The sequence below is a fragment of the Paraburkholderia tuberum STM678 genome (assembly GCF_902833905.1).
GTDB classification, from domain to species: domain Bacteria; phylum Pseudomonadota; class Gammaproteobacteria; order Burkholderiales; family Burkholderiaceae; genus Paraburkholderia; species Paraburkholderia tuberum.
Map to the genome: position 1 here is coordinate 19,963 of NZ_CADFGP010000047.1, position 22,410 is coordinate 42,372.

Annotated in this window: 25 protein-coding genes and 2 pseudogenes; 16 read left to right on the forward strand and 11 right to left on the reverse strand. The window is 58.1% G+C overall.

Annotated elements, in window-relative coordinates; translation table 11 throughout:
- Positions 1–643: 643 nt before the first annotated feature.
- The 4 genes and pseudogenes from HWY30_RS43125 to HWY30_RS30720 form a co-directional block, all read left to right on the forward strand.
- A pseudogene (locus HWY30_RS43125) lies at positions 644–730 on the forward strand (zinc ribbon domain-containing protein); the annotation flags it as partial.
- Positions 731–1,439: 709 nt separating this feature from the next.
- A complete protein-coding gene (locus HWY30_RS30710; RefSeq protein WP_090812055.1) occupies positions 1,440–1,706 on the forward strand; it encodes a YlcI/YnfO family protein in 267 nt (88 codons plus the stop codon).
- Positions 1,707–1,727: 21 nt separating this feature from the next.
- Entirely contained in the window at positions 1,728–3,095 is a 1,368-nt protein-coding gene (locus tag HWY30_RS30715; RefSeq protein WP_244145073.1) for a coiled-coil domain-containing protein, read from the forward strand.
- A gap of 297 nt (positions 3,096–3,392) precedes the next feature.
- Complete coding sequence (locus tag HWY30_RS30720) at positions 3,393–3,593, forward strand: YggN family protein (RefSeq protein WP_090812578.1); 201 nt, start codon at positions 3,393–3,395, stop codon at positions 3,591–3,593.
- A gap of 396 nt (positions 3,594–3,989) precedes the next feature.
- Here the strand turns inward: HWY30_RS30720 and HWY30_RS30725 are convergent, their stop codons facing one another.
- Entirely contained in the window at positions 3,990–4,367 is a 378-nt protein-coding gene (locus tag HWY30_RS30725; RefSeq protein ID WP_143037318.1) for a hypothetical protein, read from the reverse strand.
- An 11-nt stretch (positions 4,368–4,378) separates the two neighbouring features.
- On the opposite strand from HWY30_RS30725, the pseudogene HWY30_RS30730 reads away from it, so the two are divergent.
- Positions 4,379–4,682 (forward strand): annotated as a pseudogene (locus HWY30_RS30730) (neutral zinc metallopeptidase); the annotation flags it as partial.
- A 78-nt stretch (positions 4,683–4,760) separates the two neighbouring features.
- On the opposite strand, the gene HWY30_RS30735 reads toward HWY30_RS30730, so the two are convergent.
- Complete coding sequence (locus tag HWY30_RS30735; protein WP_143037317.1) at positions 4,761–5,099, reverse strand: hypothetical protein; 339 nt, start codon at positions 5,097–5,099, stop codon at positions 4,761–4,763.
- Complete coding sequence (locus tag HWY30_RS30740; RefSeq protein ID WP_090812049.1) at positions 5,096–5,551, reverse strand: hypothetical protein; 456 nt, start codon at positions 5,549–5,551, stop codon at positions 5,096–5,098. The genes HWY30_RS30735 and HWY30_RS30740 overlap by 4 nt, the downstream gene beginning before the upstream one ends.
- Before the next feature lie 1,165 nt (positions 5,552–6,716).
- Between HWY30_RS30740 and HWY30_RS30745 the strand changes: the two genes are divergently transcribed.
- Both HWY30_RS30745 and HWY30_RS30750 read left to right on the forward strand, forming a co-directional pair.
- Positions 6,717–7,007, forward strand: coding sequence for a type II toxin-antitoxin system ParD family antitoxin (locus HWY30_RS30745; protein WP_090812048.1), 291 nt, complete (start codon positions 6,717–6,719; stop codon positions 7,005–7,007).
- Positions 7,004–7,333, forward strand: coding sequence for a type II toxin-antitoxin system RelE/ParE family toxin (locus HWY30_RS30750; RefSeq protein WP_090812046.1), 330 nt, complete (start codon positions 7,004–7,006; stop codon positions 7,331–7,333). The genes HWY30_RS30745 and HWY30_RS30750 overlap by 4 nt, the downstream gene beginning before the upstream one ends.
- 434 nt (positions 7,334–7,767) lie before the next feature.
- Here the strand turns inward: HWY30_RS30750 and HWY30_RS30755 are convergent, their stop codons facing one another.
- The 4 genes from HWY30_RS30755 to HWY30_RS30770 all read right to left on the reverse strand — a co-directional run bounded on the left by HWY30_RS30755 (position 7,768) and on the right by HWY30_RS30770 (position 10,999).
- A complete protein-coding gene (locus HWY30_RS30755; protein WP_143037315.1) occupies positions 7,768–8,334 on the reverse strand; it encodes a hypothetical protein in 567 nt (188 codons plus the stop codon).
- 230 nt (positions 8,335–8,564) lie between these two features.
- Positions 8,565–9,272, reverse strand: coding sequence for a substrate-binding domain-containing protein (locus HWY30_RS30760; protein WP_090812044.1), 708 nt, complete (start codon positions 9,270–9,272; stop codon positions 8,565–8,567).
- A 16-nt stretch (positions 9,273–9,288) separates the two neighbouring features.
- Complete coding sequence (ligK, locus tag HWY30_RS30765) at positions 9,289–9,972, reverse strand: 4-carboxy-4-hydroxy-2-oxoadipate aldolase/oxaloacetate decarboxylase (RefSeq protein WP_090812042.1); 684 nt, start codon at positions 9,970–9,972, stop codon at positions 9,289–9,291.
- Between the two features lies 1 nt (position 9,973).
- On the reverse strand, positions 9,974–10,999 hold the full coding sequence (locus HWY30_RS30770; RefSeq protein WP_090812040.1) for an amidohydrolase family protein: 1,026 nt from the start codon (positions 10,997–10,999) through the stop codon (positions 9,974–9,976).
- Positions 11,000–11,259: 260 nt separating this feature from the next.
- Between HWY30_RS30770 and HWY30_RS30775 the strand changes: the two genes are divergently transcribed.
- Both HWY30_RS30775 and HWY30_RS30780 read left to right on the forward strand, forming a co-directional pair.
- Entirely contained in the window at positions 11,260–11,985 is a 726-nt protein-coding gene (locus HWY30_RS30775) for an alpha/beta fold hydrolase (RefSeq protein WP_090812038.1), read from the forward strand.
- A gap of 3 nt (positions 11,986–11,988) precedes the next feature.
- Positions 11,989–12,441, forward strand: coding sequence for a nuclear transport factor 2 family protein (locus HWY30_RS30780; protein WP_090812037.1), 453 nt, complete (start codon positions 11,989–11,991; stop codon positions 12,439–12,441).
- A gap of 24 nt (positions 12,442–12,465) precedes the next feature.
- On the opposite strand, the gene HWY30_RS30785 is transcribed toward HWY30_RS30780, so the two are convergent.
- Positions 12,466–13,164 (reverse strand): GntR family transcriptional regulator, encoded by a 699-nt coding sequence (locus HWY30_RS30785; protein WP_090812035.1) that lies wholly within the window; start codon positions 13,162–13,164, stop codon positions 12,466–12,468.
- Positions 13,165–13,346: 182 nt separating this feature from the next.
- On the opposite strand from HWY30_RS30785, the gene HWY30_RS30790 reads away from it, so the two are divergent.
- From HWY30_RS30790 to fdhA, 7 genes are all read left to right on the forward strand, one after another.
- On the forward strand, positions 13,347–14,330 hold the full coding sequence (locus HWY30_RS30790) for a PDR/VanB family oxidoreductase (protein ID WP_244145074.1): 984 nt from the start codon (positions 13,347–13,349) through the stop codon (positions 14,328–14,330).
- A 20-nt stretch (positions 14,331–14,350) separates the two neighbouring features.
- Complete coding sequence (locus HWY30_RS30795; RefSeq protein ID WP_176078973.1) at positions 14,351–15,457, forward strand: aromatic ring-hydroxylating oxygenase subunit alpha; 1,107 nt, start codon at positions 14,351–14,353, stop codon at positions 15,455–15,457.
- Positions 15,458–15,459: 2 nt separating this feature from the next.
- On the forward strand, positions 15,460–16,347 hold the full coding sequence (locus HWY30_RS30800) for a gallate dioxygenase (protein ID WP_090812031.1): 888 nt from the start codon (positions 15,460–15,462) through the stop codon (positions 16,345–16,347).
- Between the two features lie 10 nt (positions 16,348–16,357).
- Positions 16,358–16,717, forward strand: a complete 360-nt coding sequence (locus tag HWY30_RS30805) for a protocatechuate 3,4-dioxygenase (RefSeq protein WP_090812029.1) — start codon at positions 16,358–16,360, stop codon at positions 16,715–16,717.
- 20 nt (positions 16,718–16,737) lie between these two features.
- Positions 16,738–17,820 carry an aromatic ring-hydroxylating dioxygenase subunit alpha gene (locus tag HWY30_RS30810; RefSeq protein ID WP_090812027.1) on the forward strand — a complete coding sequence of 361 codons (1,083 nt, stop codon included), beginning with the start codon at positions 16,738–16,740 and terminating at the stop codon, positions 17,818–17,820.
- A complete protein-coding gene (locus HWY30_RS30815; protein WP_090812025.1) occupies positions 17,817–18,839 on the forward strand; it encodes a PDR/VanB family oxidoreductase in 1,023 nt (340 codons plus the stop codon). Before HWY30_RS30810 ends, HWY30_RS30815 begins: the two co-directional genes overlap by 4 nt.
- Positions 18,840–18,923: 84 nt before the next feature.
- Positions 18,924–20,126 carry a formaldehyde dehydrogenase, glutathione-independent gene (gene fdhA / locus HWY30_RS30820; protein WP_090812023.1) on the forward strand — a complete coding sequence of 401 codons (1,203 nt, stop codon included), beginning with the start codon at positions 18,924–18,926 and terminating at the stop codon, positions 20,124–20,126.
- A gap of 94 nt (positions 20,127–20,220) precedes the next feature.
- Here fdhA and HWY30_RS30825 read toward each other — a convergent pair whose 3' ends face one another.
- From HWY30_RS30825 to HWY30_RS30835, 3 genes are all read right to left on the reverse strand, one after another.
- The gene (locus HWY30_RS30825; RefSeq protein WP_167368819.1) at positions 20,221–20,499 is read right to left on the reverse strand and encodes a DUF4148 domain-containing protein; all 279 of its coding nucleotides are present in this window, start codon (positions 20,497–20,499) and stop codon (positions 20,221–20,223) included.
- 152 nt (positions 20,500–20,651) lie between these two features.
- Positions 20,652–21,590 (reverse strand): LysR family transcriptional regulator, encoded by a 939-nt coding sequence (locus HWY30_RS30830; protein WP_090812019.1) that lies wholly within the window; start codon positions 21,588–21,590, stop codon positions 20,652–20,654.
- A 23-nt stretch (positions 21,591–21,613) separates the two neighbouring features.
- Positions 21,614–22,369: a GntR family transcriptional regulator gene (locus HWY30_RS30835; protein WP_090812017.1), complete on the reverse strand. Its 756-nt coding sequence runs from the start codon at positions 22,367–22,369 to the stop codon at positions 21,614–21,616.
- Positions 22,370–22,410: the final 41 nt, after the last annotated feature.

Here is a 22,410-nt window from a genome sequence, read left to right on the forward strand (position 1 = left end):
TTGCAGGAGGCGTTGAACGATCTCCATCGTGCTCTAGGGCAGCTTCTCCGACAGACGCGGGCCTTGCTGCAGTCCATGAAGCGCGGCAGCACGACGAGTTTCGCTGCCCTGATCCACAGCGGATCAGGCTCGATCAGACCGCAAGAGCCGCGTCGTGCCGGGCGAACTACGCAACGCCACGGTCAGCCACTCGGCCGGCGGATTGTTGATCTCCATCCAGACACTGTGCGAGGTTAAGAAGCCTATTCAGCGGACGAAGTCGGCCATCGACATCGACGTGGGAGGCCACGCTCTCAGACGGCTCGCACCTTGCAGCGCTCAACAGTTTCCGGCGACACGAGAACGCCTTGCACTCGCTCAGCCTTGTTTGAGCAGTAAGGTCAGGTTCGGTAGCAACTGGAAGAAGCAGAAGGCGCTCATCCAGCGCGTCCAGGCCGCATCGCCGATGCGCGTCCCGACTACCTTCACAAGGCTTCGGCCACGGTCAGTAAGAACCACGCGCTCGTGTCTATCGAACAGTTGAATGTGCGCAGGATGTCGAAGTCGGCTGCCGTAGCGTTGGGAAACCGGGCAGGAATGTTCGGGCCCACGACCGACCTCAATACTTTCATTCCCTGATCAACGGTGAGCCGAGTTTCGACGCCAACTCGAATATAAGCTGGACTGGAGCGGTGGCTGGCTGATCGCCGTGCCGGCGCATCACACGAGCCAGACTTGCCCGCGCAGCTAGCATGTCTCGACCGATGATCGCATACTGCTGGCGAAGTGCCTTTTGTACGAGCGCATATGCGTGCATCATGCCGACGTCGTCGGCGCGATCAGCATTCCGGTCCGGGAACACCGCGTTGCAGCTGTGGAGAAGCGCTCGCAGGACCTCCGTTCCCGTTCGAGCTGTGAAATTGCGAACGCGGCGGGACCTGGGTCGTGCTTAGTACATAGCTGGCACGGAGCCCGGCAAGACAAGTAATTTCGCACACCTAAGGTATCGCCGTCCGCCCGTCTCAGGTTATGACTAGGCGTTCGGAGCCTTCACGGCCACATGGCGCCGAATCTCCGTGAAACATCACTGAATAATTTGCGTCTGCTCGAAAGCCCCGTCCTTCGGCACTTTCTTGCAGTTCCCAGCATTTGTTTCACGGCACATCCGAACGAAGGACGACAAAAAGATGAACATCTGCTCGTCGCATGGTCGACTTCGGTATGGTCCTCTCCGATCGTAGTGATCATTACGTAATTTGTAACATCTATTGGGACAGCGTGCAAAATCTGGGGAGGCTCGAGACGTACCCTTTGTCGCCGCGTGAACATTGTCGTCGGACGGACGAGGTCCGCTGACGGTCCGTCTAGGCTAGAGTCACCTCGGCCGCCGATCTGACGGATTGGCCGGCGCCGATGACAAAGTGCTATGATGTATCGCAATTGCGATACCGGAGAGGCAAATGAAAACCGCCACCATCCCGCCGCTGCGCGTTGATCCCGAACTGCGTCAGGCCGCCGAAGATGTTCTTCACGAAAACGAATCGCTTTCTGCATTCATGGAAGCAGCGTTGCGCGAAGGCGTGGCACGTCGACGACTGCAGCGGGAGTTCGTAGCGCGTGGCCTTGCCTCGCGCGAGCAGGCGCGACGCGATAACGAGTACTACGACGCTGACCACGTACATGCCGAGCTTGCGCTTATGTTGAAGGCCAAGAGGAAGGCACAGTGAATTTTCGGGTCCGATACACGCGTGACGCTTGCCCGCAAGGAAGCGATACTGGGAGCGGCGGCGAAGCGCGATGAAGCGCAACTGCTGATCGGTCGCGAAGAGGCAAAGCTGGAGCCTCTGCAGCGCGTGATTGCGGATCTTGAAGGGAAGCAGGTGAGTCATGCGACGCTTCAGACTGCAATTTCGGGCCTCATGACGCAGGGTCAGACGAAAGCCGCCCACTTCGAGACGTTGACGAAGCAGGCTGCAGTCGTCGATCAGGTGCCGTGCGTGGGGCATGCCATGCATGCCACGTGTCCGCTGCTCAGTCAGGCGCTTCAGGCGAAATCGCAGGCAGAAGAGCAACGTGTGTCGGTGGCCGAACTTCGTGCGCAGTATCGCGAAAAGAAAGCACAGGCCGATCTTCTTGCACCGGTGGTCGCAGAGCTTGCTGCAAAGCGCAGTGAGGTTAATACGGTCGCCCGTACCCTAACTGACGCCAGGCGTGATCTGCAGGCGGCGACTGAACTTGCTGCCAGCAAGCCACTACTCGACGCTGCCGCAACGGGTCTTGAGACCGCTAACGCGGAATTGGGAGACGTTGCGACCGAAGCTGCTGCGCGGTCTGCCCGACACGAGTCCGAGAAGGCGCGTATGACGGCGGAGATGAACAGAATCCAGCAGGAATCGAAGCAGCTTGCAGCCGTCGACGTGACGGCCGCGATTGCAGAGACCGACCGGAAGCTGGCCGCGAATCGTGAAGCAGTTGCAGCGCTCGAGGGCAGTATCGAAGGTGCGATCCGCGCCCAGACAGTGCTGCAGGCCGAAGCCAACGGACTGGCGGCGGACCTGAACGGGTTTTCTGCTACGGAACGGCGCGCCGACCGGCTCTCCGATGAAATTGCGCAGTGGAAGCTGCTCGCGAAAGGACTCGGCAACGACGGCGTTATTGCATTGACGATCGACGACGCGGGTCCCGCACTGGCCGACACCGTCAACAGGCTGCTGCTTGCCTGTTACGGCACGCGCTTCACGGTCGAAATCCGCACACAGCGCGCGCTTGCAAATGGCGAACTGCGCGAAGGTTTCGAGATCCTTGTGCACGACGCCGAGGCCGACAGTACGAAGTCCGTGTCGGTGATGTCCGGTGGTCAGAAGGTCTGGATCAACGAATGCCTCACACGAGGTATTGCGCTGTACCAGGCCCAGAACGCCGGGCAGCCGTATCAGACGCTCTTTAGCGACGAGTCCGATGGTCCGCTCGATCCGCAGCGCAAGCTGCAGTTTATGCGGATGAAGCGGGAAGTGCTGAAGCAGGGCGGGTATGAGCGGGAGTTTTTTATCTCGCAAACACCCGACCTGGTGAGCGACGCCGATGCTGTGATTGACGTTCAGTCGCTCGCCGCGTGACCAGTCATTTTTTCAACCCTGTGGGGAAACGCTCCCCACAAGGCGCGCTTTCTCGCTCTATTTCAAACGAGGAACGCCATGTCAATTGTTCGAAGTCTTCAACGACGCGCCGAAGCGGTAACGCTATCGGTTCGTCCCTGTTCGCCGCGCTCTGGCACCACTCACACCTATGTCCTGAACGGCACGCTCATGCGTGACGTTCTGGTAGACGGCAAGTGGGTGACTGTTCACACGAGCGAGCCTGTCGATTCACGCGCCGCTTAGGCGGTGCCACCTCCCTTTCTTTTGGAACTCACGATGCAAAACCTTCTGATGCTGCTGCTCGCGGCAGGTAGTTCGTCGCTATCCGCATGTACGGCCCAACCACAGGCGCATGTGGCCAATCCGCGGCCGGTGATTGTTGTCCAGAACCCGAGAGGTGAACGGGGCGATTTCACGATCTGCCCGGACGGTCGGGTGCTTGTCTATCCGATCAGTCAACCGAAGTCGTGTTCGTGATTCGCTGAGTGTTCATGCGTTGAAATGCCCCGGCTTTCTCTTATGGAAGCTGGGGCTTTCCCGTTTAAGCGGTGCCTGCTGGCGTACTGGCTGGCAAGCCCGACCTCACCGGTCGGCGACTTTTTTTCAACACCCTGGGCGGGCACGCAGCCCGTCTGGGGCTGCTCCGCATTTACCTGTGGAGTATCTATGTTTGAAGCTGCAATTCCTGGATTTTACCCGGAGCGATTCTACACCGGAGCCGACGCGATGAAGTCCATCGATGGGCAGCTGACGTGTCCGAATGAGGTGCGACCGTGGGTTCGCAAGGTCAACCGGACGGCCGGCGAACGTGAGTTTCTGATCATCGGTGGCAGACCGACCCGTGACCGGGAGTCTGCGCGATGAGTACCGCGCTCACCGAGCCGAGCTGGCTTTCCGCGTACGCGACGGGCGAGAAACAGGGTTGGGCGCAGGCTTGTTCCCCGCATTTCGGTTGTCGGGAAAGTCAGCGATCATGTGGCCAAGTTCGTGTAGCTCGGAGTTGCCGAGGGCATCGCCAAGCAGTTCGTCGGTCGTCAGGAAGCGCGTTGTCCTGCTTTTGGTGTTTGTACCGCAAACCCCAAGCTGGCGGCGCTCGTTGACCCATACAACGCCACTTCCGCACTCGGCAACCATCGAAGAACAAGGATCAGGATTTGCCTCGCCCTCGAGAAAGACAATCTCCAGCCATGACCATGTCGTCGTCCGTTTTTTCCCGGGTGGTGAATCAGCCTCCTTGCCGAAACCGCGCATGCGCGTATTTGCGCATGTCGCAGGCGCGGGGCAATGCGTTGTTCATGCGCCTCGAATTGCAGGCGGAGCGTGTGAGCGGCGGTCGCGCAGCAGTTGGACGCGAAGCTGATGGAGCCGGGCAACTTCGAGCAGGGCCTGAACGCAGCAGGCGCGATCAGCGACGACCGGTTGCAGCGGCAATCGCAGGGACGCGTCGTGCCCGAAGCATTCACGCACGGCACGAGTGAGCAGCGGCAGCGGTGGCGGTGGCTGCGGCGCGGCATGGCGACGGGCGATATCCGCCAATGCGATACGATCCCGGCGCAGTCCTTGTAAGCCAGGTGTTTCGCAGACCGGACGTCAAGAAATCCGGGGCGTCCGCGTCGTGTCCGCCATCCACAGCGCGACTCGCGCTCACAGTGTGCTTTCCTCGCCCGCTCCATTATTCGCGTCGTCTTCGTTGATACGCGGCCACGGCCACGCTTGCACTGCCCAGGACGGCGGATCATCAACTGTCTCGAATCCGTACTCATGCGGATCTTCGAAGATGTCGGAAAACGTCTCTTCCAATATTTGCTGCATGTAGTCGACGTGTCGAATGCTCATGGGATGCCACTGCTTTCGAATGCGGTCCTGGCCTGCGATCACTTTGCGGGTCGGCAGATCGATTACGAACCGGTGCAACATATATGGCTCACTCGCCCACAAGGATTCCCAGCGCCCGACGGCATAACGATGTGGTGCTGGGTTCATGGAAGCAGCCTCGCAACGCAGGCGCTTGCCGGCTTGTCTTTGTCGTGGCCGACATGGAAGGCGACGGCGCCACCGACGACATCGAGAGAGTGGATGTGAAGCGGCTGAGCGGTATTGCCAACTGACCGGTTAGCAGCACGCCCGTGGTACCACGCTTTAGAAGCGTTGACCCGGACTGGATAGTCGGTCAGCCGCACACCCGTCTGCACCACGGGCCGCATGCACACGTGGCACACACCAGTCAACTCGCCGTCGATGACCCTGTTCAGTACGACGGCCAGCGCAAGGGCAAGGTCAGCATGGTGCGGTTGCGATGGCTCGCCACCAAGGGGATACACGACCGTCCAAACGAGCTTCCGATTTTTCGCTAGCACGATCCGGTAGCGCGCGACGCGCGGCGCGTGCCGCCATGCCGGATAGACGATGTTTTTGAAACGACTTTTGTAGACCATAGCTCAGCCTCAGTGTGTTGCCGTACCCTATGTTCGGCGCACACACCAGGTTACGCGTGAATAACGGAAGTCAAGGAACGCTGACGAACCCGTAGGCATCTGATGCGGCGCGCCTACGTCCGCGCTTCCAGTTCCTGGACGTCGTCCGGTTGACCGGCATTCTGAATCGTGTCCCACCACCGCGTAACGGTTCTGTGGCTGCCAAGACCCAGCGGGCTGCTCCCTGTTCGTGGATTTTTTCGCGGGCGAAGTGCCTTCGGCCGTAGGTGTTGCGCAGTGACCTGGGGGCTTTTCCTCGGCGGCCACTGTCCCCGCTGCACGCAACGTAGGTCGCACGCACGATCCGAGCGTCTCGTCCTTCATCGTTTCCGCCGGCCGTAGCCAGGACCAGGCGGAGATACCGAACCCGAAAGTATGCCCGACGTCGGACCGGTGACGGGCAAAGGCACGCCGCCAACTCGTCACTTACCTTTGTACTCGATGAGCCGCTCGCCTGGAGTAATGGGCTGTAGCGCAAAGAGTGCGCCGATGAGAGGCGCGCAGTGATGCGTTGCAGTCGCATGTTTTGATTGTAACGTCCGACGGTCTTTTTCGTTCCCCCGAGACGCCAGGCATAGCGCCGCGGTCGAAAGTATTCGAAGAGCCAAGCTATTCAAAGAGCCAAGCGCTGTTACGCAACTAACGGTCACGCATCCGCCGTCGCCTGCCTGGCTTCGCCACGATCCCGTCTGGCAGGGTCGCATGGGCCGCGTGTTTTCATGTTCCATCTAACTCCCACTGTGTGAGGGCAGTGTCCGGTTGCAGCTCAGCGGCTTCCCCGCGCTGCATGTCCATACGGGCCTTTTCGCAAACGCTATGAACACTTGCCATCCTCAGCCCCCGGCTCGGCTCACCCCGTCGCTCCGGTGCGTCCGCCAGCTCGCAATAGGTCGGTGCCACCTGTGGACACCCGATGCGCAGACGTGCCGCTAACTTTCCCGATGGCGGATGTCCATTGGGGCGCTGATCAACGTCATTTGCGCAGGACCAAGGTCGTGGAAAATGCACTTTCTTGCGTGAGCGTTGATAAAGCTGACGGCACCTGTCGCGCCGCGTCCGGCTACCGGCGGAGCCGTTAATCAGGTGTATGATACTCTCATATGTTCATGAAAACAGGGGCTAGATCATGGCAAGCAAACCGCTAACGATTACTCTGACACCCGAGCTGTACGAGTTCGTGCGCTCCCGAAGCGCAGGCGGCGACTACAACAGCGACAGTGAGGTAGTCAGGGACGGTCTCAGGCTGCTTAAGGAGCGCGATCAGCTCGTCAAGCACTGGCTGAAAGAACAGGTTGTGCCGGCATACGAGAAACTGAAAGCCAATCCCGGAAACGCTCTAACCCGTGAGCAATCCGAAGCCAGGCTAGCCGAACGGCGCAGCCAACGCAGGGCAAAGAGAAAGGAACCTGCCGCGTGATTCAGTACGTTGTAAATTATGCGGAAGAGTTCGACGAACGGCTGGAAATCATCGCGGACTACATGGAGTTCCACGGGCGCTCCGAGGCTTCAATTGCACGATATATCACGGAGGTGTACGACGCGTGCGAAGCATTCGCGACTTACCCGAATCGTGGAACTCCCCAGGACGATGTGATGCCGGGTCTCAAGACTACTCACTACAAGGGGGATACGATTCTCGCTTTTGTCGTTGAGGAAGATGCAGAAGCGGTGTGGTTTCTTGGCGTCTTTTACGGTGGCCAGGATTGGCAGTCGGCATTCAGCGATCGGAGTTCGAACCACTAGGAGTACTCCACATTCGCGGACGGATTGAATAGTCACGCATGATGCAAATCGCTTGTCGGCAAACCATACTGCGTGATTTCAAAAATCTTAAGAAAACTATTCAGATAGGTCGTGACTCTCGCCTGCAATGTTGAGTCGCAACGCAGCCCCAGGGTATTTGTCTCACCTCGATAGGATTCGTTCGGAATACTGCATACAAGACGTTGGCGATTTTATCTATGTCAACCTCGCTATTAATGGAAGCAAACTTATCTTGATAGCCTGATTTGGCGATGCGTTTTTCGCGTACGTATCTTCGCTCACACAACTAAAGTTGGTTCTACTTGCGCTCAGACGGTCGGAACTGTTAATTCAATGGTTCGCAGCAATCGTCACGCGACTTTGCTCGACGGTGCTGATTTTCTTTATCCGCCATTTTGCTCCCTTTCGTTGGGTTACCACGCTCCTCTTTCGCGATGGAATTTGCCGGCCGCTTCAGCAAGGATTCGGGTGTGCGACCAAAAGCTTTCGGTACGCCGCGCAGCGCCCACAGAAAAGCGGTAGTGTGTCCTTGATCGCGTCGCTATCGGCTCGGGCGTGATGCTCAGCGCTTGGGGAGCAATTGGCAAGGTAATGTGACAGAGGCGCTGATAATCGATCGCGCAGCGCCGCAGCGTCGCAATTGCCTCGCGGGGCGTGGCGCCGAGCGCCTGCAGTGGTGCGTGATCCCGTCTGGCAACGAAGTGCCTACCGGCCGATCGGTAGAGCCAGCACCATGGGCGCCCGTTTTTCCAGCCCAGCAATCGACGGTGGCGAACATCAAGCTCGGCGGGAGCGATTGCATCGATCACGTGCCAACTGTCAGCGTCCGACCGGGTCAGGCACGCGCCACTACTGGCCGCCCACATCGCGTCATGACGCGCTTGCTCACGCGCGGACTGTTTGCTGCCTTCCGGAGGGTTTTGCTGGCGCGCGATTCCGTTGACCAGTCTGTAAAATTTGACGTCGCGGATGTCTTGCATGGCGTCTTCGTCTTTGCCATCATGCTTGTCATGCGCTGAACGATGGGGTCTTTACCACCTTTGGGTAAGTCTGCCATCGGCTTTATTGAGCGCCGCGGCAGGAGCCGCCTTCCTCAAGAGTTAGGGCGAGATCGCCGGCGCCATGAAGATGCTGGCCGCGCTTCTTACCGCGCTCACGACGTTTCTGAAGCCGTCCGAGCGCGCGGTGCCGTCCAACGCATATCGAAGAGTCAAGGACCATCAGGCGGCTGCATGCCGTTTTTACGTTTCACTTCATCGACATCGGCCGAAGTCATAAAAGCGAGCAACGCGCGCGCATCTTGTGGCATACGCGCGTTGGAGCACACTGCACCCTGAAAAACGGTCATTGTCTGAATGGAAGGGGGAAGTGGCCCCAGGATGTCAATGCCGTCGACCTCGAGGAACTCACTCATCTGTTGGAACCCCAGCGCCACTTCACCTCGCGCGATGAGCGAACCGACGGCAACACCGGGCGGCGCCTGAATGATCCGCGCGGCGATCGCCTCTGCGATGCCCCAACGCTGAAAAAGATCCATCAGGTACGCACCGCTTGGTCCTGTTGAATAACCAATGCTGCGTGCGCTCAACACGGCCTCGCGCACGTCGGCTTCAGTTTCGATCGAAGGTCGCTGTGCACCGGTTGCAACGGCTACCGCGACGCCCGATCGAGCGATATTCACGCGGCTTGAGTCATCGACACGGTTCTCGGACATGAGTTGGTCGATCGCGTTCGATGCCAGCACGACAATATCGAACGCCTCACCCTCTTGGATACGCTTGACCGCCGCGACGCCTCCGATCGATTCAATTGAAACTCGCAGGCCCGAACGCACTGCGTATGCATCGGCAAGCTCGGCGAGGACCTGGCGCGTTGCCATCGACGATATGCCGGTGATGGATAACGGTTCGCCGCTCATATTTGTCGCCTCTGTATCAGTCGATGTAACGAAGGCCGGCTTTTTCGAGCGGTTCGCGCATCTTGTACATGTCGAGGCCAAGCACGCCACTTGCGAGTTTGTCGCGCTTTTCGGCTTCGAGCGCCTCGCGCGCCGTGGCCTTCTCCAGCACCTTCTGCGCAAGCGCTGCCGGCACGATCACGACTCCGTCATCGTCCGCGACGATCACATCGCCCGGCGTCACCGACATACCCGCGCACACGATCGGAATGTTCACCGAGCCGAGCGTCGCCTTGACGGTGCCCTTCGACGAGATCGCACGGCTCCACACCGGGAAATTCATCTCCGTTAGCACGCGCACGTCGCGCACGCCGCCGTCGATGATGAGCGCGCGCGCGCCGCGCGCCTTGAAGCTTGTCGCGAGGAGGTCCCCAAAGAAGCCATCGGTGTTGTCGGTCGTGCATGCGGCCACGACGATATCGCCGGGCCGAATCTGCTCGGCCGCGACGTGCATCATCCAGTTGTCACCCGGCTGCAGAAGCACCGTGACGGCCGTGCCGCTCGCCTGCGCGCCCGTATAGATCGGTCGCATGTAGGTTTTCATCAGGCCGACGCGGCCCATTGCCTCATGCACCGTCGCCGAGCCGAGCGCGCCGAGCTTCGTCGCTGCTTCTCCATCGGCGCGATTGATGTTGCGATACACCACTCCGAGTTCATACATGTCAAAGTCCCTTCGCCTTGAGTGTGGCATCGAGGCGCGGATACACGCGCCGCGCGTTGCCTTCGTAAATCTTGTAGCGCGCTTCGGGCTCGATGCTCGCGGCCTCGACATAGCGCTTCGTATCGTCGAAATAGTGGCCCGTTTCGGGATCGATGCCGCGCACCGCGCCGATCATCTCGCTCGCGAAGAGGATGTTGTCGACGGGAATTACTCGCGTTAGCAAATCAATACCCGGCTGGTGATACACGCACGTATCGAAGACCACGTTGTTGAGCAAATGATCCTTCAGCAAGGGCTTTTTCAGCTCCTGTGCGAGACCGCGGAAACGTCCCCAGTGATACGGCACGGCGCCGCCGCCGTGGGGAATCACGAACTTGAGCGTCGGGAAATCGCGGAACAGGTCGGATGTGAGGCACTGCATGAACGCGGTCGTGTCGGCGTTCAGATAGTGCGCGCCCGTCGTATGGAAACACGCGTTGCAGCTCGTGCTCACGTGGATCATCGCAGGGATGTCGTACTCGACCATCTTCTCGTAGATCGGATACCAGGAGCGGTCCGAGAGCGGCGGGCTTGTCCAGTGCCCGCCCGATGGATCCGGGTTCAGGTTGATCGCGACATTGCCGTATTGCTCTACGCACTTCACGAGCTCGGGAATGCAGCTCGATACATCGACGCCCGGACTTTGCGGCAGCATTGCCGCCGGAATGAAACTGTCGGGAAACAACTGGCTCACGCGAAAGCACAGCTCGTTGCAGATAGCGGCCCACGTGCTCGACACCTGGAAGTTGCCGATGTGATGCGCCATGAAGCTCGCGCGTGGGCTGAAGACCGTGAGATCGAGGCCGCGTTCGCGCATCAGACGAAGTTGATTCGTCTCGATGGACTCGCGCAGTTCATCGTCGCTGATTTTCAGTTCCGATACCGCCGGCATCTCCGATGGATTCTTGATGCCGGCAATCTGCCGGTTGCGCCACGCCTCGAGCGCTTTCGGCGCGGTGGTGTAATGGCCGTGGATGTCGATGATCATCTGTCGCTCTAACGATTACGGAATAGTAAGAAGCATTCATGGACGCGTCAGGCACGTGAGTTACCACAGGACCTCGGCATGTCAGCTTGCATGTGGATCTTGCGCTAATGCCGCTACCTTAGCGAGCGTAATAAGCACTTCGCATGGCCCGTTCTTGCAGGTCGCATGGTCAACGCGCTTGCGGTCGACGACAATACATTGGAGCCTGCTAAAGGCAATGCCTTTCGCATTGCCCACTGAGAACTTGTAAGGATGTCAGCGTGACGAACCCATTAGTGCTTCTTCCTGGCCTGCTTTGCGACAACGCTGTTTGGATCGAACAACGCCGTGTGTTCGGCAAGGAGCGGCCCTGCGTTGTACCCGACTATGATTTGCGCAGCTCGATCACATCGATGGCGGAACAGGTGCTCGCGGTAGTACCCGACGTCCGATTCTCGCTCGCCGGTCATTCAATGGGCGGGCGAGTTGCGTTGGAAGTCATTCGCATCGCGCCTGAGCGCGTGGAGCGGCTGGCGCTGCTTGACACAGGCTATCAGAGCATCGCCGAAGGCGAAGCCGGTCAGAAGGAGCGTGAGGAACGGGGAAACCTCCTGCGCGTGGCGCAAGAAAAAGGCATGTGGGCGATGGGAGAGAGTTGGGCTCCTGGCATGGTTCATCCAGAGGCGGTCGATTCACGTGTATTCGCCGAGATTCTGTCGATGATTGAGCGCAGTTCGCCCGAAAGGTTTGAGGCGCAAATCAGTGCGCTTCTGAATAGGCCCGATGCAAGTACTCAGCTTCGTCAAATCAACGTCCCGACGATGGTCATCTGCGGCCGTCAGGACGCGTGGAGTCCACTCGCGCGGCACGAAGTGATGTCCGAGGCAATCCCAGGTGCATGCCTTAGAGTCATTGAGGACAGCGGCCATATGACGACGATGGAACAGCCTGTAGCGGTATCGGCTGCGCTCGGCGAATGGCTCGATTGGACTGTCGAAGGAGCATGACGCATGTCCCATCCGAAAAATCTTGACCTGCTGGTCGCGCAAGCTGCTTGCAGCCGGTTGGTGCTGCTCGCGGCTGCCCTCACTGATAACGGCGAATTCGCAAAGCTCGCCGAGCTATTCGCTCCCGAGGCGTCTCTGCATCGACCCAACGGAGATGTACTGAAGGGAAGACAGGCGATCGTAGACTCTTACGCCAAACGAGCCGCGGACCGAGTCACGTGCCATCTGATCCTCAATACGTTAGTCACCGATTCGCTCGACGATCGGATCTCTGCAAAAAGTCAGGCACTCGTCTGGAACGCCATTAAGACCGACGCTGCGGGGCCGTTCGGACGGCCCGCGCGCGGCAAGGAAGTTGTCGGGCATTTCGTTGACACCTTTATCCGCGTCGGCGAGGACTGGCAGATCGAAACTCGCCGCGCTGAATTTGTGATGTTTCGCGAAACCGACAACTGAAAAAGACTGCGAATGCACACATTCTTAGATGAAGGGCACGGTGAGCGCGTTGCTAGCCGGGTTCAACATCTGGCTTTCCTCTTGCGAAAGCGCGTGCTCGCGGAACAAAAATTCGGCGCGGTCAGGCTGCCTTGCCTCGATTGCGCGCACGATGCTGTGATGCTGACAATGAGCGTAAAAGAGCAGATCATGCATGGACCGTTTCCGGCTGTTTGAGAATGCCACACTACTTGGGGCCGCAAACGGAACCAAATTGCAACGGTTGGTGAGCGTTTCTAGCAAGGGCATTCCTGTAGCGCCCACGATCAGAGTATGAAATCTCGCGTTGATGTCCGCGTACGCGAGCTCATGCTCTTCTTTCAAAGCCGTCGTCTCAAGTAACTCATCCCCGTCATCCAGGCACCCGCGGAGCGCAGTCAAGAGCTCCGCGGGTGCACCCCGTTCGGCTACGACTCGCGCCGCGAATCCTTCGAGGACGGCTCGAAGACGTAAGGCTTCAAGGGTGCTCTCAAGAGTGAAGGCACGCACCGAATACCCTCGTTTGCCGGCAGGAACTAACAGCCCCTCTTCAGCTAATGCGGGCAACGCTTGTCGCACAGGCATTCTCGAAGTTCCGAGAGAAGATGCAATTTCTTCCTCACGAACCCGCTCCCCTGGAGCGAGTTCTCCTCGCAAAATCATCTCGCGAAGACGAACGGATACCGGGTTCTGTTGCTGTTTCATATAAGCCTAGGATCAAATCTGGAATGAGCCGCATCTGATCATAGCGCAGTTTGGATCCCGTAATGGATCCAAATTGCGGGAAAATGCCCGCGCGCGTTAACCCTACTGGCCTAGTTTGGATCCCAAAACTAGAATGCATACATTCTCAGACCAATCCTGATCGTCGAATCCCAGGAGCAGCGGTGGCTAATCGAAATATTGAGGTCGTTGTTGCCGGCATCCGGCAACTGACGCCTCGGATCCGCGAGTATGAACTTCGCACTGAAGACGGCACGCCGTTGCCGCGATACGAACCGGGCGCGCACATCGAAGTCCACACCGTATCGACCGAAAGTGGGCCAATCATCCGGCATTATTCGTTGATCGGTGGCGTCGAACTTGAGGTGGATCACGCGGACACATATCGCATCGCGGTACAGAGGGAAGACCGGCGACGGGGATCCGCTCACATCCACGACACCTTCGAAGTAGGGACGCGTCTCGAAGTATCTTGGCCTAAAAACAATTTCCCGCTCGACCGACGCGAAGCCAAAACGCTCCTCATAGCGGGTGGCATCGGTATCACACCGATATACGCGATGTTACGCAGCGTCGTACGACGCGCTAAACCGTTCGATCTCATCTACTCGGGGCGTTCCCCCGAATCGATGGCATACCTGAATGAGGCGAAGAAACTTGGCAAGGACCGCGTTCTCGTTCACCTCAGCGGTGATGAGGGAAATAGCCACCTTGATTTCAAAGCGATTCTGTCGAGCCAACCGGATGGGACGAACGCATACGCCTGCGGGCCGTCAGCGATGATTGAGGCGGTCTACCGTGCTGCCAAAGAGGTTGGCTGGGACCAGAGCCGAGTCCGTTCAGAGCTGTTTTCTTCTGCGCCCTCGGCGCTTGATAAGCCTTTTGATGTCGAGCTGCGCAGAACGGGCCGCACAATCCACGTTGGTCGTGACACGACCATCCTTGATGCCATTACGGCAGCGAACATACCCGTTCTTTCGGACTGCCGTCGCGGAGAGTGTGGGCTCTGTCCGCTGAAGGTCCTCGAATCTGACGGCGAGGTTCAGCATCGCGACCGATATCTGGACGCCGAGCAGAAGGAAGTCGGAAAAGAAATCTGCATCTGTGTATCGAGGACAACCGGGTCTCGATTGGTACTGGACGCATAAAAAAGATTGAGGAGTTCATCATGGCTACAGTCGTCACTCTGGAAAGACCCTTCAATTTTGAGATCGGTGGGTACGCGGATCACTCCACGCCACTGGTGAAGAATTGCTGGTATGTCGCAGGTACAAGCTCGGAAATCTCCCGAGACATTATTAGCCGCCGCTTTCTCGGCGTCGACGTCGCGCTGTACCGGACGCTGGACGGCCGACCCGCAGCGGTTAGAAACCGCTGTCCCCATCGGTCGTTTCCCCTAGCCAAAGGACGACTGGATGGTGACATCCTGGTGTGCGGGTATCACGGCATGCAGTTCGACCCTTCGGGCCGCTGCGCGAAGATGCCATCCATGCCAATCGTGCCAACCAACGCAAACGTGAGATCGTTCCCTATCGCCGAGCGCAGCCCGCTGGTATGGATCTGGATGGGCGATCCCGACCAGGCTGATGAAACGCTCATCCCTGCTACTCCGTGGTTGAACTCAAGCGAGTTCAAGAGCGTTGGCGGCACGTTTCAGCTGAATTCCGACTACGTCTCGATGCATGAAAATCTGCTGGACCAGACGCACTTTCCGTTTTTGCACCCGGGCACCGTCGGAACGCCCGAGTACGCGCGGTCGAAGCTCGATGTCCGTCAGGAAGGCGACGTGATCATCATTGACCGGATCTTGAAGAATTCGCCGCCCCCGGGTATTTACGGCGTACCCACCGGGCTGATGGGCAAGCCGGTGGACCGTCTTTCGGAAGCGCGCTTTGTTTCGCCAGGCATGCACGTCGCATTCGCGAAGATCGTCGACCACGAGCCGGAGCAGGGCAAGCCGTCGACTTATCGGTTCAACATTACCCATCTGATTACTCCGGAGACCAACGGCCGTATCCATTACTGGTGGTTCAACTCGAGAGACAGCAAGCTTGGCGATCTAGAAGTCGATGCGTTCATGGTCAAAGCATCCAACCAGGCATACACGGAAGACGTCGACGCGCTTGAATGGATCCTGCAAGTGGTAGAAAAAGACACAGAGCCACAGTTTGACCTCAATTTCGCGCCGGACAAGCCGGGACTCATGATGCGGCGCGCCTTGTACGAACTCGCGGCATCTGAGGCCGGCGTTGATTTCAAACATCGAGGGGTGTAACTGTGGCAAAGATCATTGGCTGTATTGGTACATCGCATGTGCCGACAATCGGCGTGGCTTATGACAAGGGCAAACAAACAGACCCGAGTTGGGCACCACTGTTTGACGGCTACAAGCCCGTGGCGAAGTGGCTTGAGGAAAAAAAGGCAGACGTGCTCGTGTTCATCTACAACGATCACTGCACGACGTTTTTCTTCGACATGTATCCGACATTCGCGCTTGGCGTAGGCGAACAATTCCCGATTGCGGATGAAGGCGCGGGTCTGCGCGATCTGCCTCACATCAAGGGCGACGTGAAGCTTCAATGTCACATTGTTGACTCACTGGTAAACGACGAATTCGACCTGACCGTCTTTCAGGAAAAGCCCATTGACCACGGTTGCGCGTCGCCGCTTCCGCTGCTCTGGCCGCATAAGCCCGACTGGCCTGGCACAGTCGTCCCGATCTCCGTGAATGTGCTGCAGTATCCGCTGCCCACGCCGCGTCGGTGCTATCGACTTGGGCAAGCGCTGCGCCGCGCGATCGAGTCCTATCCTGAAGATCTCAACGTGGTCGTGGTCGGAACCGGTGGACTATCGCACCAGATTCACGGCGAGCGCGCTGGTTTCAACAACACTGACTGGGATCATGAATTCCTCGACCTGTTACAGCACGAGCCCGAGAAACTACTTCACCTGACGCACGCCGACTATGTGCGCCTTGGAGGCGCGGAGAGCGTCGAGCAGATCATGTGGCTCGCGATGCGCGGCGCAATGGCTAACAGCCTCAAGAAGGTCCACTTGAATTACTACCTGGCCACCACGACTGCTATGACCGTGGTGGTCTACGAAGAGGGCGAGGAAACCGAGCCTCGACATGTTCCCAACGCAAACCAAGCCGCAGTGATGTGAGGTCAACAGAATGAATCCGCAAACAGTTGGTCTCTCGGAGCTTGAGGGAACCTACCTATTCGACGTGCAGACCAGTAACCGAGTTTTGAAGTTGAATCGGTTCTTCTGGCAAATGATCCGCGCGGACTATCGCGATCGTTACCGCGATGATCCCGAGGGCGTAATGGAAGAGGCTGGCCTTACTGACTCCGAAAAAGATCTGGTTCGCAACGAGAACTGGATCGGGCTTGTCCGACATGGTGCCAATTTTTTTGTTGTCGAAAAGTTTGCTCGGGTTGTAAAGAAAACTAACCTGCAGGTCTACGCAATGATGCGGGGTGAGACGTTTGACGAGTTCATGAAAACTCGGCGCGTCCCCGACTGTCGGTAAATCAAATACGGAGATGTCACATGAGTAGTCGCCCCACATTTCCTCTGAATGCCTGGTATGTCGCCGCGTGGGATGCTGAAGTCGGACGAAGTCTTCTCGCGCGAACGATTTGCGGTCAGCAGATGGTTCTATATCGCAAGACGGATGGCTCCGCTGTTGCTCTGGCTGATGCCTGCTGGCATCGACTCGTGCCACTTTCGATCGGCACGCTCGTTGGCGACGAAGTGCGCTGCGGCTATCACGGCTTGCGATTCGATGGCAATGGCCGGTGTACCCACATGCCCAGTCAGGAAACGATCAATCCATCGGCGTGTGTGCGCTCCTACCCGATCGTGGAGCGACATCGTTTCGTCTGGGTATGGCCCGGCGATCCTTCGCTGGCTGATCCGACGAAGGTGCCCGATCTCGAATGGATGGACGATCCAGCCTGGGCGGGTGACGGACGAATGGTCGAGGTGAAAGCAGACTATCGGCTGGTGCTCGACAATTTGATGGACCTTACGCATGAAACGTATGTGCATGGATCGAGCATTGGCAATGAGGCGCTGGCGGAGGCCCCATTCGATGCCGTGCACGGCGAAACCACGGCGACGGTGCGACGGTGGGTCCTCGACGAAGATCCGCCGCCGTTCTGGGGCGCACAGCTTGGCAAGCCGGGGAAAGTCGATCGGTGGCAGATCATTCATTTCAAGGCCCCGTCGACGATCGTTCTGGACGTCGGCGTTGCCCCGGCAGGCAGCGGTGCGCCTGAGGGCGATCGTAGCCAGGGAGTGGGCATGTGGGTCGTTCATATCCCTACGCCCTCAACCGAGAAGACCTGTCTGTACTTCTGGTGCCATCTCAGAAATTACCGTATCCATGAACAACGGATCACAAGGCAGATTCTTGACGCCGGAGGCGGCATCCTGGTCGAGGATGAAACCGTCATTGAGGCGCAGCAGCGCGCGCTTGACGCTAATCCGAACCGTGAGTTCTATAACCTCAATATCGATGCAGGTTCCCTTTGGGCCCGTCGTTTGATTGATCAGATGGTCCACGAGGAGTTGGACGGCAAGCAAGTCGCGCGATCGATCCCGATCAAGCTTGCGGGGGTACAAGCATGAGTGACCGCCATCGCTGGACTGACGCTGTCGTAAAGGGCATACACGACCTTACCCCGACAGTCCGGGAATTCGAGATCGAGTTCTCGACGCATGTCGCGGCTCTTCCCGGCGCACACATCAAGGTACAGGTGCTTGTTGGGGGGCAACCCGATACGAGGTCGTATTCGGTGGTGTCAGTGCACGATAACGTAGTGACCATTGCGGTCAAGCTGCTGGATAACAGCAGAGGCGGATCGCGCTACATGTGGTCGTTGCGCGAAGGGGCGAACCTGCGCGCGACGTTTCCAGTGTCGGATTTCCAGCCAACGTTCAACGGAAGCGAATACCTCCTCATTGCGGGTGGCATCGGGGTTACACCGATCGTCAATATCTGCCGCGCGCTTACCGCCGAAGGAGAGAAGGTCCGCGTTGCCTATTGCGTAAGAAGTCGGTCGGAAGCTGCGTACCTGACCGAGCTTCAGGTCATGATGGGTGACGCCGTCTCGGTTCACGCTGCGGATGAAGGCCAGTTCCTCGATATCACGTCAGAGATCAATCAGCTTCAGGCTGATGGCCAGGTCTACCTTTGTGGCCCCATCGGACTGATGGATGCAGTGCGCGAGTGTTGGCAAAGCAGTGGTAGGCCGCGCACCTTGCTCAGATACGAGACATTTGGATCGAGCGGTCACTTCGCAGCCCAAGCGTTCAAAGTTCGCGTCCCGCGTCTGAGCTTGGAATTGGACGTACCGGCCGAACGCTCCATGCTTGATGTTCTAAATGAGGCAGGTGCTGAGACATTGTTCGAATGCCGTCGCGGAGAGTGCGGCTTATGTGCCGTTTCCATCGTGAGCGTCGATGGCCCGGTGGATCATCGTGATGTTTTTTTCAGTGGACACCAGCACGCGGAGAACAAGCGGATGTGTTCATGCGTCTCCCGCGTGGCTGGCGGCACCGTCACTATCGAAACGGCATGGAGAGGGGATCCGGATTTGAGCGTTCCAGAAGTGCTGCAGAAATCCGAATACGCCGCGTCCCACTAGCGCTTATAGGACCTGGAATCGTTGGTCCGCGCAGCAGTGATTGTCCATTCACCGCTATTTTTGCAAAGTTTCAAGGAGACTCGTATGGCTTCCAACAGAGGTGTGGTTTATACCGGACCGGGCAAGGTCGAAGTTCAAAGCATTGCGTTTCCGGAGTTAGTGACGCCGGCGGGCCGTACAGCCGTGCACGGAGTGATCCTGAAAATCCTGTCTACCAACATCTGCGGATCTGATCAGCACATGGTGCGTGGTCGAACGACAGCTCAGGCTGGTCTGGTGCTGGGACATGAGATCACCGGCGAGGTCATCGAAGTCGGTAAGGACGTTGAAACGCTTCAACTCGGCGACCTGGTCTCGGTCCCTTTCAATGTCGCGTGCGGCCGTTGTCAAACGTGCAAGGAACAGCACACTGGCGTCTGTTTGAGCGTCAATCCTTCGCGTGCCGGAGGCGCTTACGGCTATGTCGACATGGGCGGATGGATTGGTGGTCAAGCTGAATACGTCATGGTTCCGTATGCGGATTTCAATCTTCTGAAATTCCCAGATCGTGAACAAGCGAAGGAGAAGATCCGCGATTTGACTTGCTTGTCGGACATCTTGCCAACGGGTTATCACGGCGCGGTCACTGCTGGGGTAGGTCCAGGCAGTACGGTGTACATTGCAGGTGCCGGCCCGGTCGGTCTTGCTGCTGCTGCTTCGGCTCGCCTGCTTGGGGCGGCGGCCGTCATCGTCGGCGACCTGAATCCTGCTCGATTGGCTCATGCAAAAAGTGTCGGCTTCGAAACTGTTGACGTGTCGCTTGACGCTTCACTGGGCGAACAAATTGCCTCGATCCTTGGCACTCCGGAAGTCGACTGCGCAATCGACGCAGTTGGATTCGAAGCGCGTGGACACGGGCATGATGGCGCGCGATCGGAAGCGCCGGCAACCGTCTTGAACTCATTGATGGACATCACACGAGCCGCGGGCAAGATCGGTATTCCCGGTCTGTACGTGACGGAAGATCCCGGCGCTACCGACCAGCAAGCGCAACTTGGCTCGCTGAGTGTTCGGTTCGGCCTCGGCTGGGCGAAGTCACACAGCTTCTTTACCGGTCAGACGCCTGTGATGAAATACAACAGGGCCTTGATGCAAGCGATCCTGTGGAATCGCATCAACATCGCCGAGGTCGTGAACGTTCAGGTGATCAGCTTGGACCAAGCCCCGCAAGGTTACTCCGAGTTCGATTCTGGCGTACCGAAGAAGTTTGTTATCGACCCGCACGGACAGCTCGCAAAAGCGGCGTAAACGGCCTCAATAGCAGAGCGGCCGCCTTTGAAAGAGGCGGCCGTTTCGTTTCATCTGCGGAAAAGGGAGAGTTCCCTTTTCCGCAGATGAAGCGTCATTTGGCGTTCGACTGCGTCAAAGTAAGATGGGCCGGTTGTGCGCCTTCACTTCGGTCCACGACCGGCTGCGCTGACACCTTGCGTTCCGCGGATGCCAGGTTCGCAGGATAGCCATACGTGTCTGTCGGATCAAAGCCCGCCTTCTGCAGCGTACGGAGTTCCTGCTTTACCTGGGCTCGGCTAACGGTGCCGCTCGCGCTGCTCGACTGCGCAAATGCTGGTGACAGGATCATGCTGGTCGCAAGCGCTACGCCAAAAATTGCAATCTTCCTCATTTCGATCTCTCCTCGACTGGCGAGCCCCATTGGCTAACCTTTCAACATGTGTCAAGGATACCGTTTCGAAAAACGGCGATCGAGCGGTGACTCCACAACCCATCGTTTACCAGAACGAGACGATTACCTCGGTCAATGCTCGTAATCCCGCGTTAGTCCCGCGACTCGGACCCAATACGCTCCACATCGCTCTGCAGTCTTTCGGTTATGTAGTATTTGAGGTGGTCAGTCCAGGTCCGAATGCGCGCATCAAGATACTGACGCGAGATATGCAAGGACAGCACTCTCGCTTCGTGGAATGTGAAGGTCGGCAGGATGCGCACCAGCTCGCCGGTCTGCAGACCACTTAGTGCCACATACATTGGCAGCAGACCGATACCCATCCCGGCACGCACTGCGGCGCTAAGTGCGTCCGAGGAGCTGACTCTTAGTGCTGCGCTACCGCATGGAACTTCGACTGACTTCGAGCCGGTGTGTGCCAGCCAGGTCCGCGAAAGACCGACGACCGGTGGCCATTCAATACACTGGTGATGTTGCAGGTCGTCGGGCGTGGAAGGGGCTCCGAATTGCGCGACATAAGCCGGAGCCGCACAGGCTACGCTAAATACACGCCCAAAGTCGTGCACAATCAAGTTAGAGTCCGGCAACTGCGATGCGACGATCAGCGACGAGTCGAGTTGCTCATCAAGAAGATCCGGGACTCGATTGGCAAAGGACAAATCGAATGTGACCTTCGGATGCTTTCGGCGGTACTCTGCGATGGCATCGACCACGTAGTACTTCCCGATGCCGCTCATGGCGTGTACCCGAAGTTGGCCTGACGCCTCGATAGCAGCTTGCGAAGCTTCTGCGTTCGCTTCTTCCAACATTGTGAGAATTCGCTCACAGCGATCGCGGTAACGCTCTCCGGCCGCGGAGAGAACGACACGCCGCGACGTCCGATGCAGCAAACGCACGCGAAGCATGCTCTCAAGTTGAGCAATTGATCGCGAAACGTATGCTTTCGTCAAACCCAACTGGTCGGCTGCAGTGGTGAAGCTTTCGAGTCGCGCGACGCGCACGAAAATTCTGAGTGTCTGGACGGTGTCCATTTGATTAGCGCTTCGCTGGGGTGTTAAACGATAGCGCTAAAGCGCAGCTCCTGAATCAATTTGCCATTGACCGGTGCGTCCGGGTCGAGTTTGCCAGCGTGGCGTGAAGCCATCATAGTGATGTTTCGCTTCGCGACGAGCGCATGCTCCTGCATGAGAGATTGAAGCCGCCAGCTTTCCCGGTTCTCCAGCGCTTCTACGATTGCATGGTGTTGTGCATGGGCAGTAAAGAGGAGGCTGTATTGCGTTCTGAGCAAGGTCGGCGCTTCAGTCTCAAGGGCCACCGCTCCGGCGGCCGCAAACGGCAGGCGATCGTTCATGGCCAGTGCATTGCTTAGATGGTCGCTTCCCGCCGCCTCCAGCAGCAGACGATGAAATTCGCGATTTATCCGTTCATACGTTTCATCGTCGCCCTTCGCAACGCTTCCGCGCGAAAGTAGGTCGTCTCCGTCCGCCAGGCAGCGTTTGAATGCCGTGAGGTGCGGTTGGCTGAGGCCCTTTTCCGCCGCCATTCGAGCCGCCAACCCTTCAAGGACCCCTCGGACGTCGATCGCGACGGCGATGTCCTGCATGGTGAGCGATCTGACTGTAAATCCCCGCTTACCACCCCCTACGATCAGCCCCTCAGCCGCGAGAACGCTCAGGGCGTAGCGGATAGGTGTACGAGACACGCCCAGCTTCTCTGCGATCGTTGCTTCAAGGATTCGCTCGCCGCCTGATAGCTCCCCGCCGAGAATCATCTCGCGGAGCTGAACGATCACTTTTGCTTCCTGGCTCATGGGGTCGGGACTCGGTCAAATGTATGCGTCATTTCATTATA

Bases quoted from the DNA above. Each gene is read 5' to 3' on its own strand.
- HWY30_RS30710 (WP_090812055.1), top strand. From the start codon at position 1,440: ATGAAAACCGCCACCATCCCGCCGCTGCGCGTTGATCCCGAACTGCGT.
- HWY30_RS30720 (WP_090812578.1), top strand. From the start codon at position 3,393: ATGCAAAACCTTCTGATGCTGCTGCTCGCGGCAGGTAGTTCGTCGCTA.
- HWY30_RS30725 (WP_143037318.1), bottom strand. From the start codon at position 4,367: ATGCGCGGTTTCGGCAAGGAGGCTGATTCACCACCCGGGAAAAAACGG.
- HWY30_RS30735 (WP_143037317.1), bottom strand. From the start codon at position 5,099: ATGAACCCAGCACCACATCGTTATGCCGTCGGGCGCTGGGAATCCTTG.
- HWY30_RS30740 (WP_090812049.1), bottom strand. From the start codon at position 5,551: ATGGTCTACAAAAGTCGTTTCAAAAACATCGTCTATCCGGCATGGCGG.
- HWY30_RS30745 (WP_090812048.1), top strand. From the start codon at position 6,717: ATGGCAAGCAAACCGCTAACGATTACTCTGACACCCGAGCTGTACGAG.
- HWY30_RS30755 (WP_143037315.1), bottom strand. From the start codon at position 8,334: ATGCAAGACATCCGCGACGTCAAATTTTACAGACTGGTCAACGGAATC.
- HWY30_RS30760 (WP_090812044.1), bottom strand. From the start codon at position 9,272: ATGAGCGGCGAACCGTTATCCATCACCGGCATATCGTCGATGGCAACG.
- ligK (WP_090812042.1), bottom strand. From the start codon at position 9,972: ATGTATGAACTCGGAGTGGTGTATCGCAACATCAATCGCGCCGATGGA.
- HWY30_RS30770 (WP_090812040.1), bottom strand. From the start codon at position 10,999: ATGATCATCGACATCCACGGCCATTACACCACCGCGCCGAAAGCGCTC.
- HWY30_RS30780 (WP_090812037.1), top strand. From the start codon at position 11,989: ATGTCCCATCCGAAAAATCTTGACCTGCTGGTCGCGCAAGCTGCTTGC.
- HWY30_RS30785 (WP_090812035.1), bottom strand. From the start codon at position 13,164: ATGAAACAGCAACAGAACCCGGTATCCGTTCGTCTTCGCGAGATGATT.
- HWY30_RS30795 (WP_176078973.1), top strand. From the start codon at position 14,351: ATGGCTACAGTCGTCACTCTGGAAAGACCCTTCAATTTTGAGATCGGT.
- HWY30_RS30805 (WP_090812029.1), top strand. From the start codon at position 16,358: ATGAATCCGCAAACAGTTGGTCTCTCGGAGCTTGAGGGAACCTACCTA.
- HWY30_RS30810 (WP_090812027.1), top strand. From the start codon at position 16,738: ATGAGTAGTCGCCCCACATTTCCTCTGAATGCCTGGTATGTCGCCGCG.
- HWY30_RS30815 (WP_090812025.1), top strand. From the start codon at position 17,817: ATGAGTGACCGCCATCGCTGGACTGACGCTGTCGTAAAGGGCATACAC.
- fdhA (WP_090812023.1), top strand. From the start codon at position 18,924: ATGGCTTCCAACAGAGGTGTGGTTTATACCGGACCGGGCAAGGTCGAA.
- HWY30_RS30825 (WP_167368819.1), bottom strand. From the start codon at position 20,499: ATGAGGAAGATTGCAATTTTTGGCGTAGCGCTTGCGACCAGCATGATC.
- HWY30_RS30830 (WP_090812019.1), bottom strand. From the start codon at position 21,590: ATGGACACCGTCCAGACACTCAGAATTTTCGTGCGCGTCGCGCGACTC.
- HWY30_RS30835 (WP_090812017.1), bottom strand. From the start codon at position 22,369: ATGAGCCAGGAAGCAAAAGTGATCGTTCAGCTCCGCGAGATGATTCTC.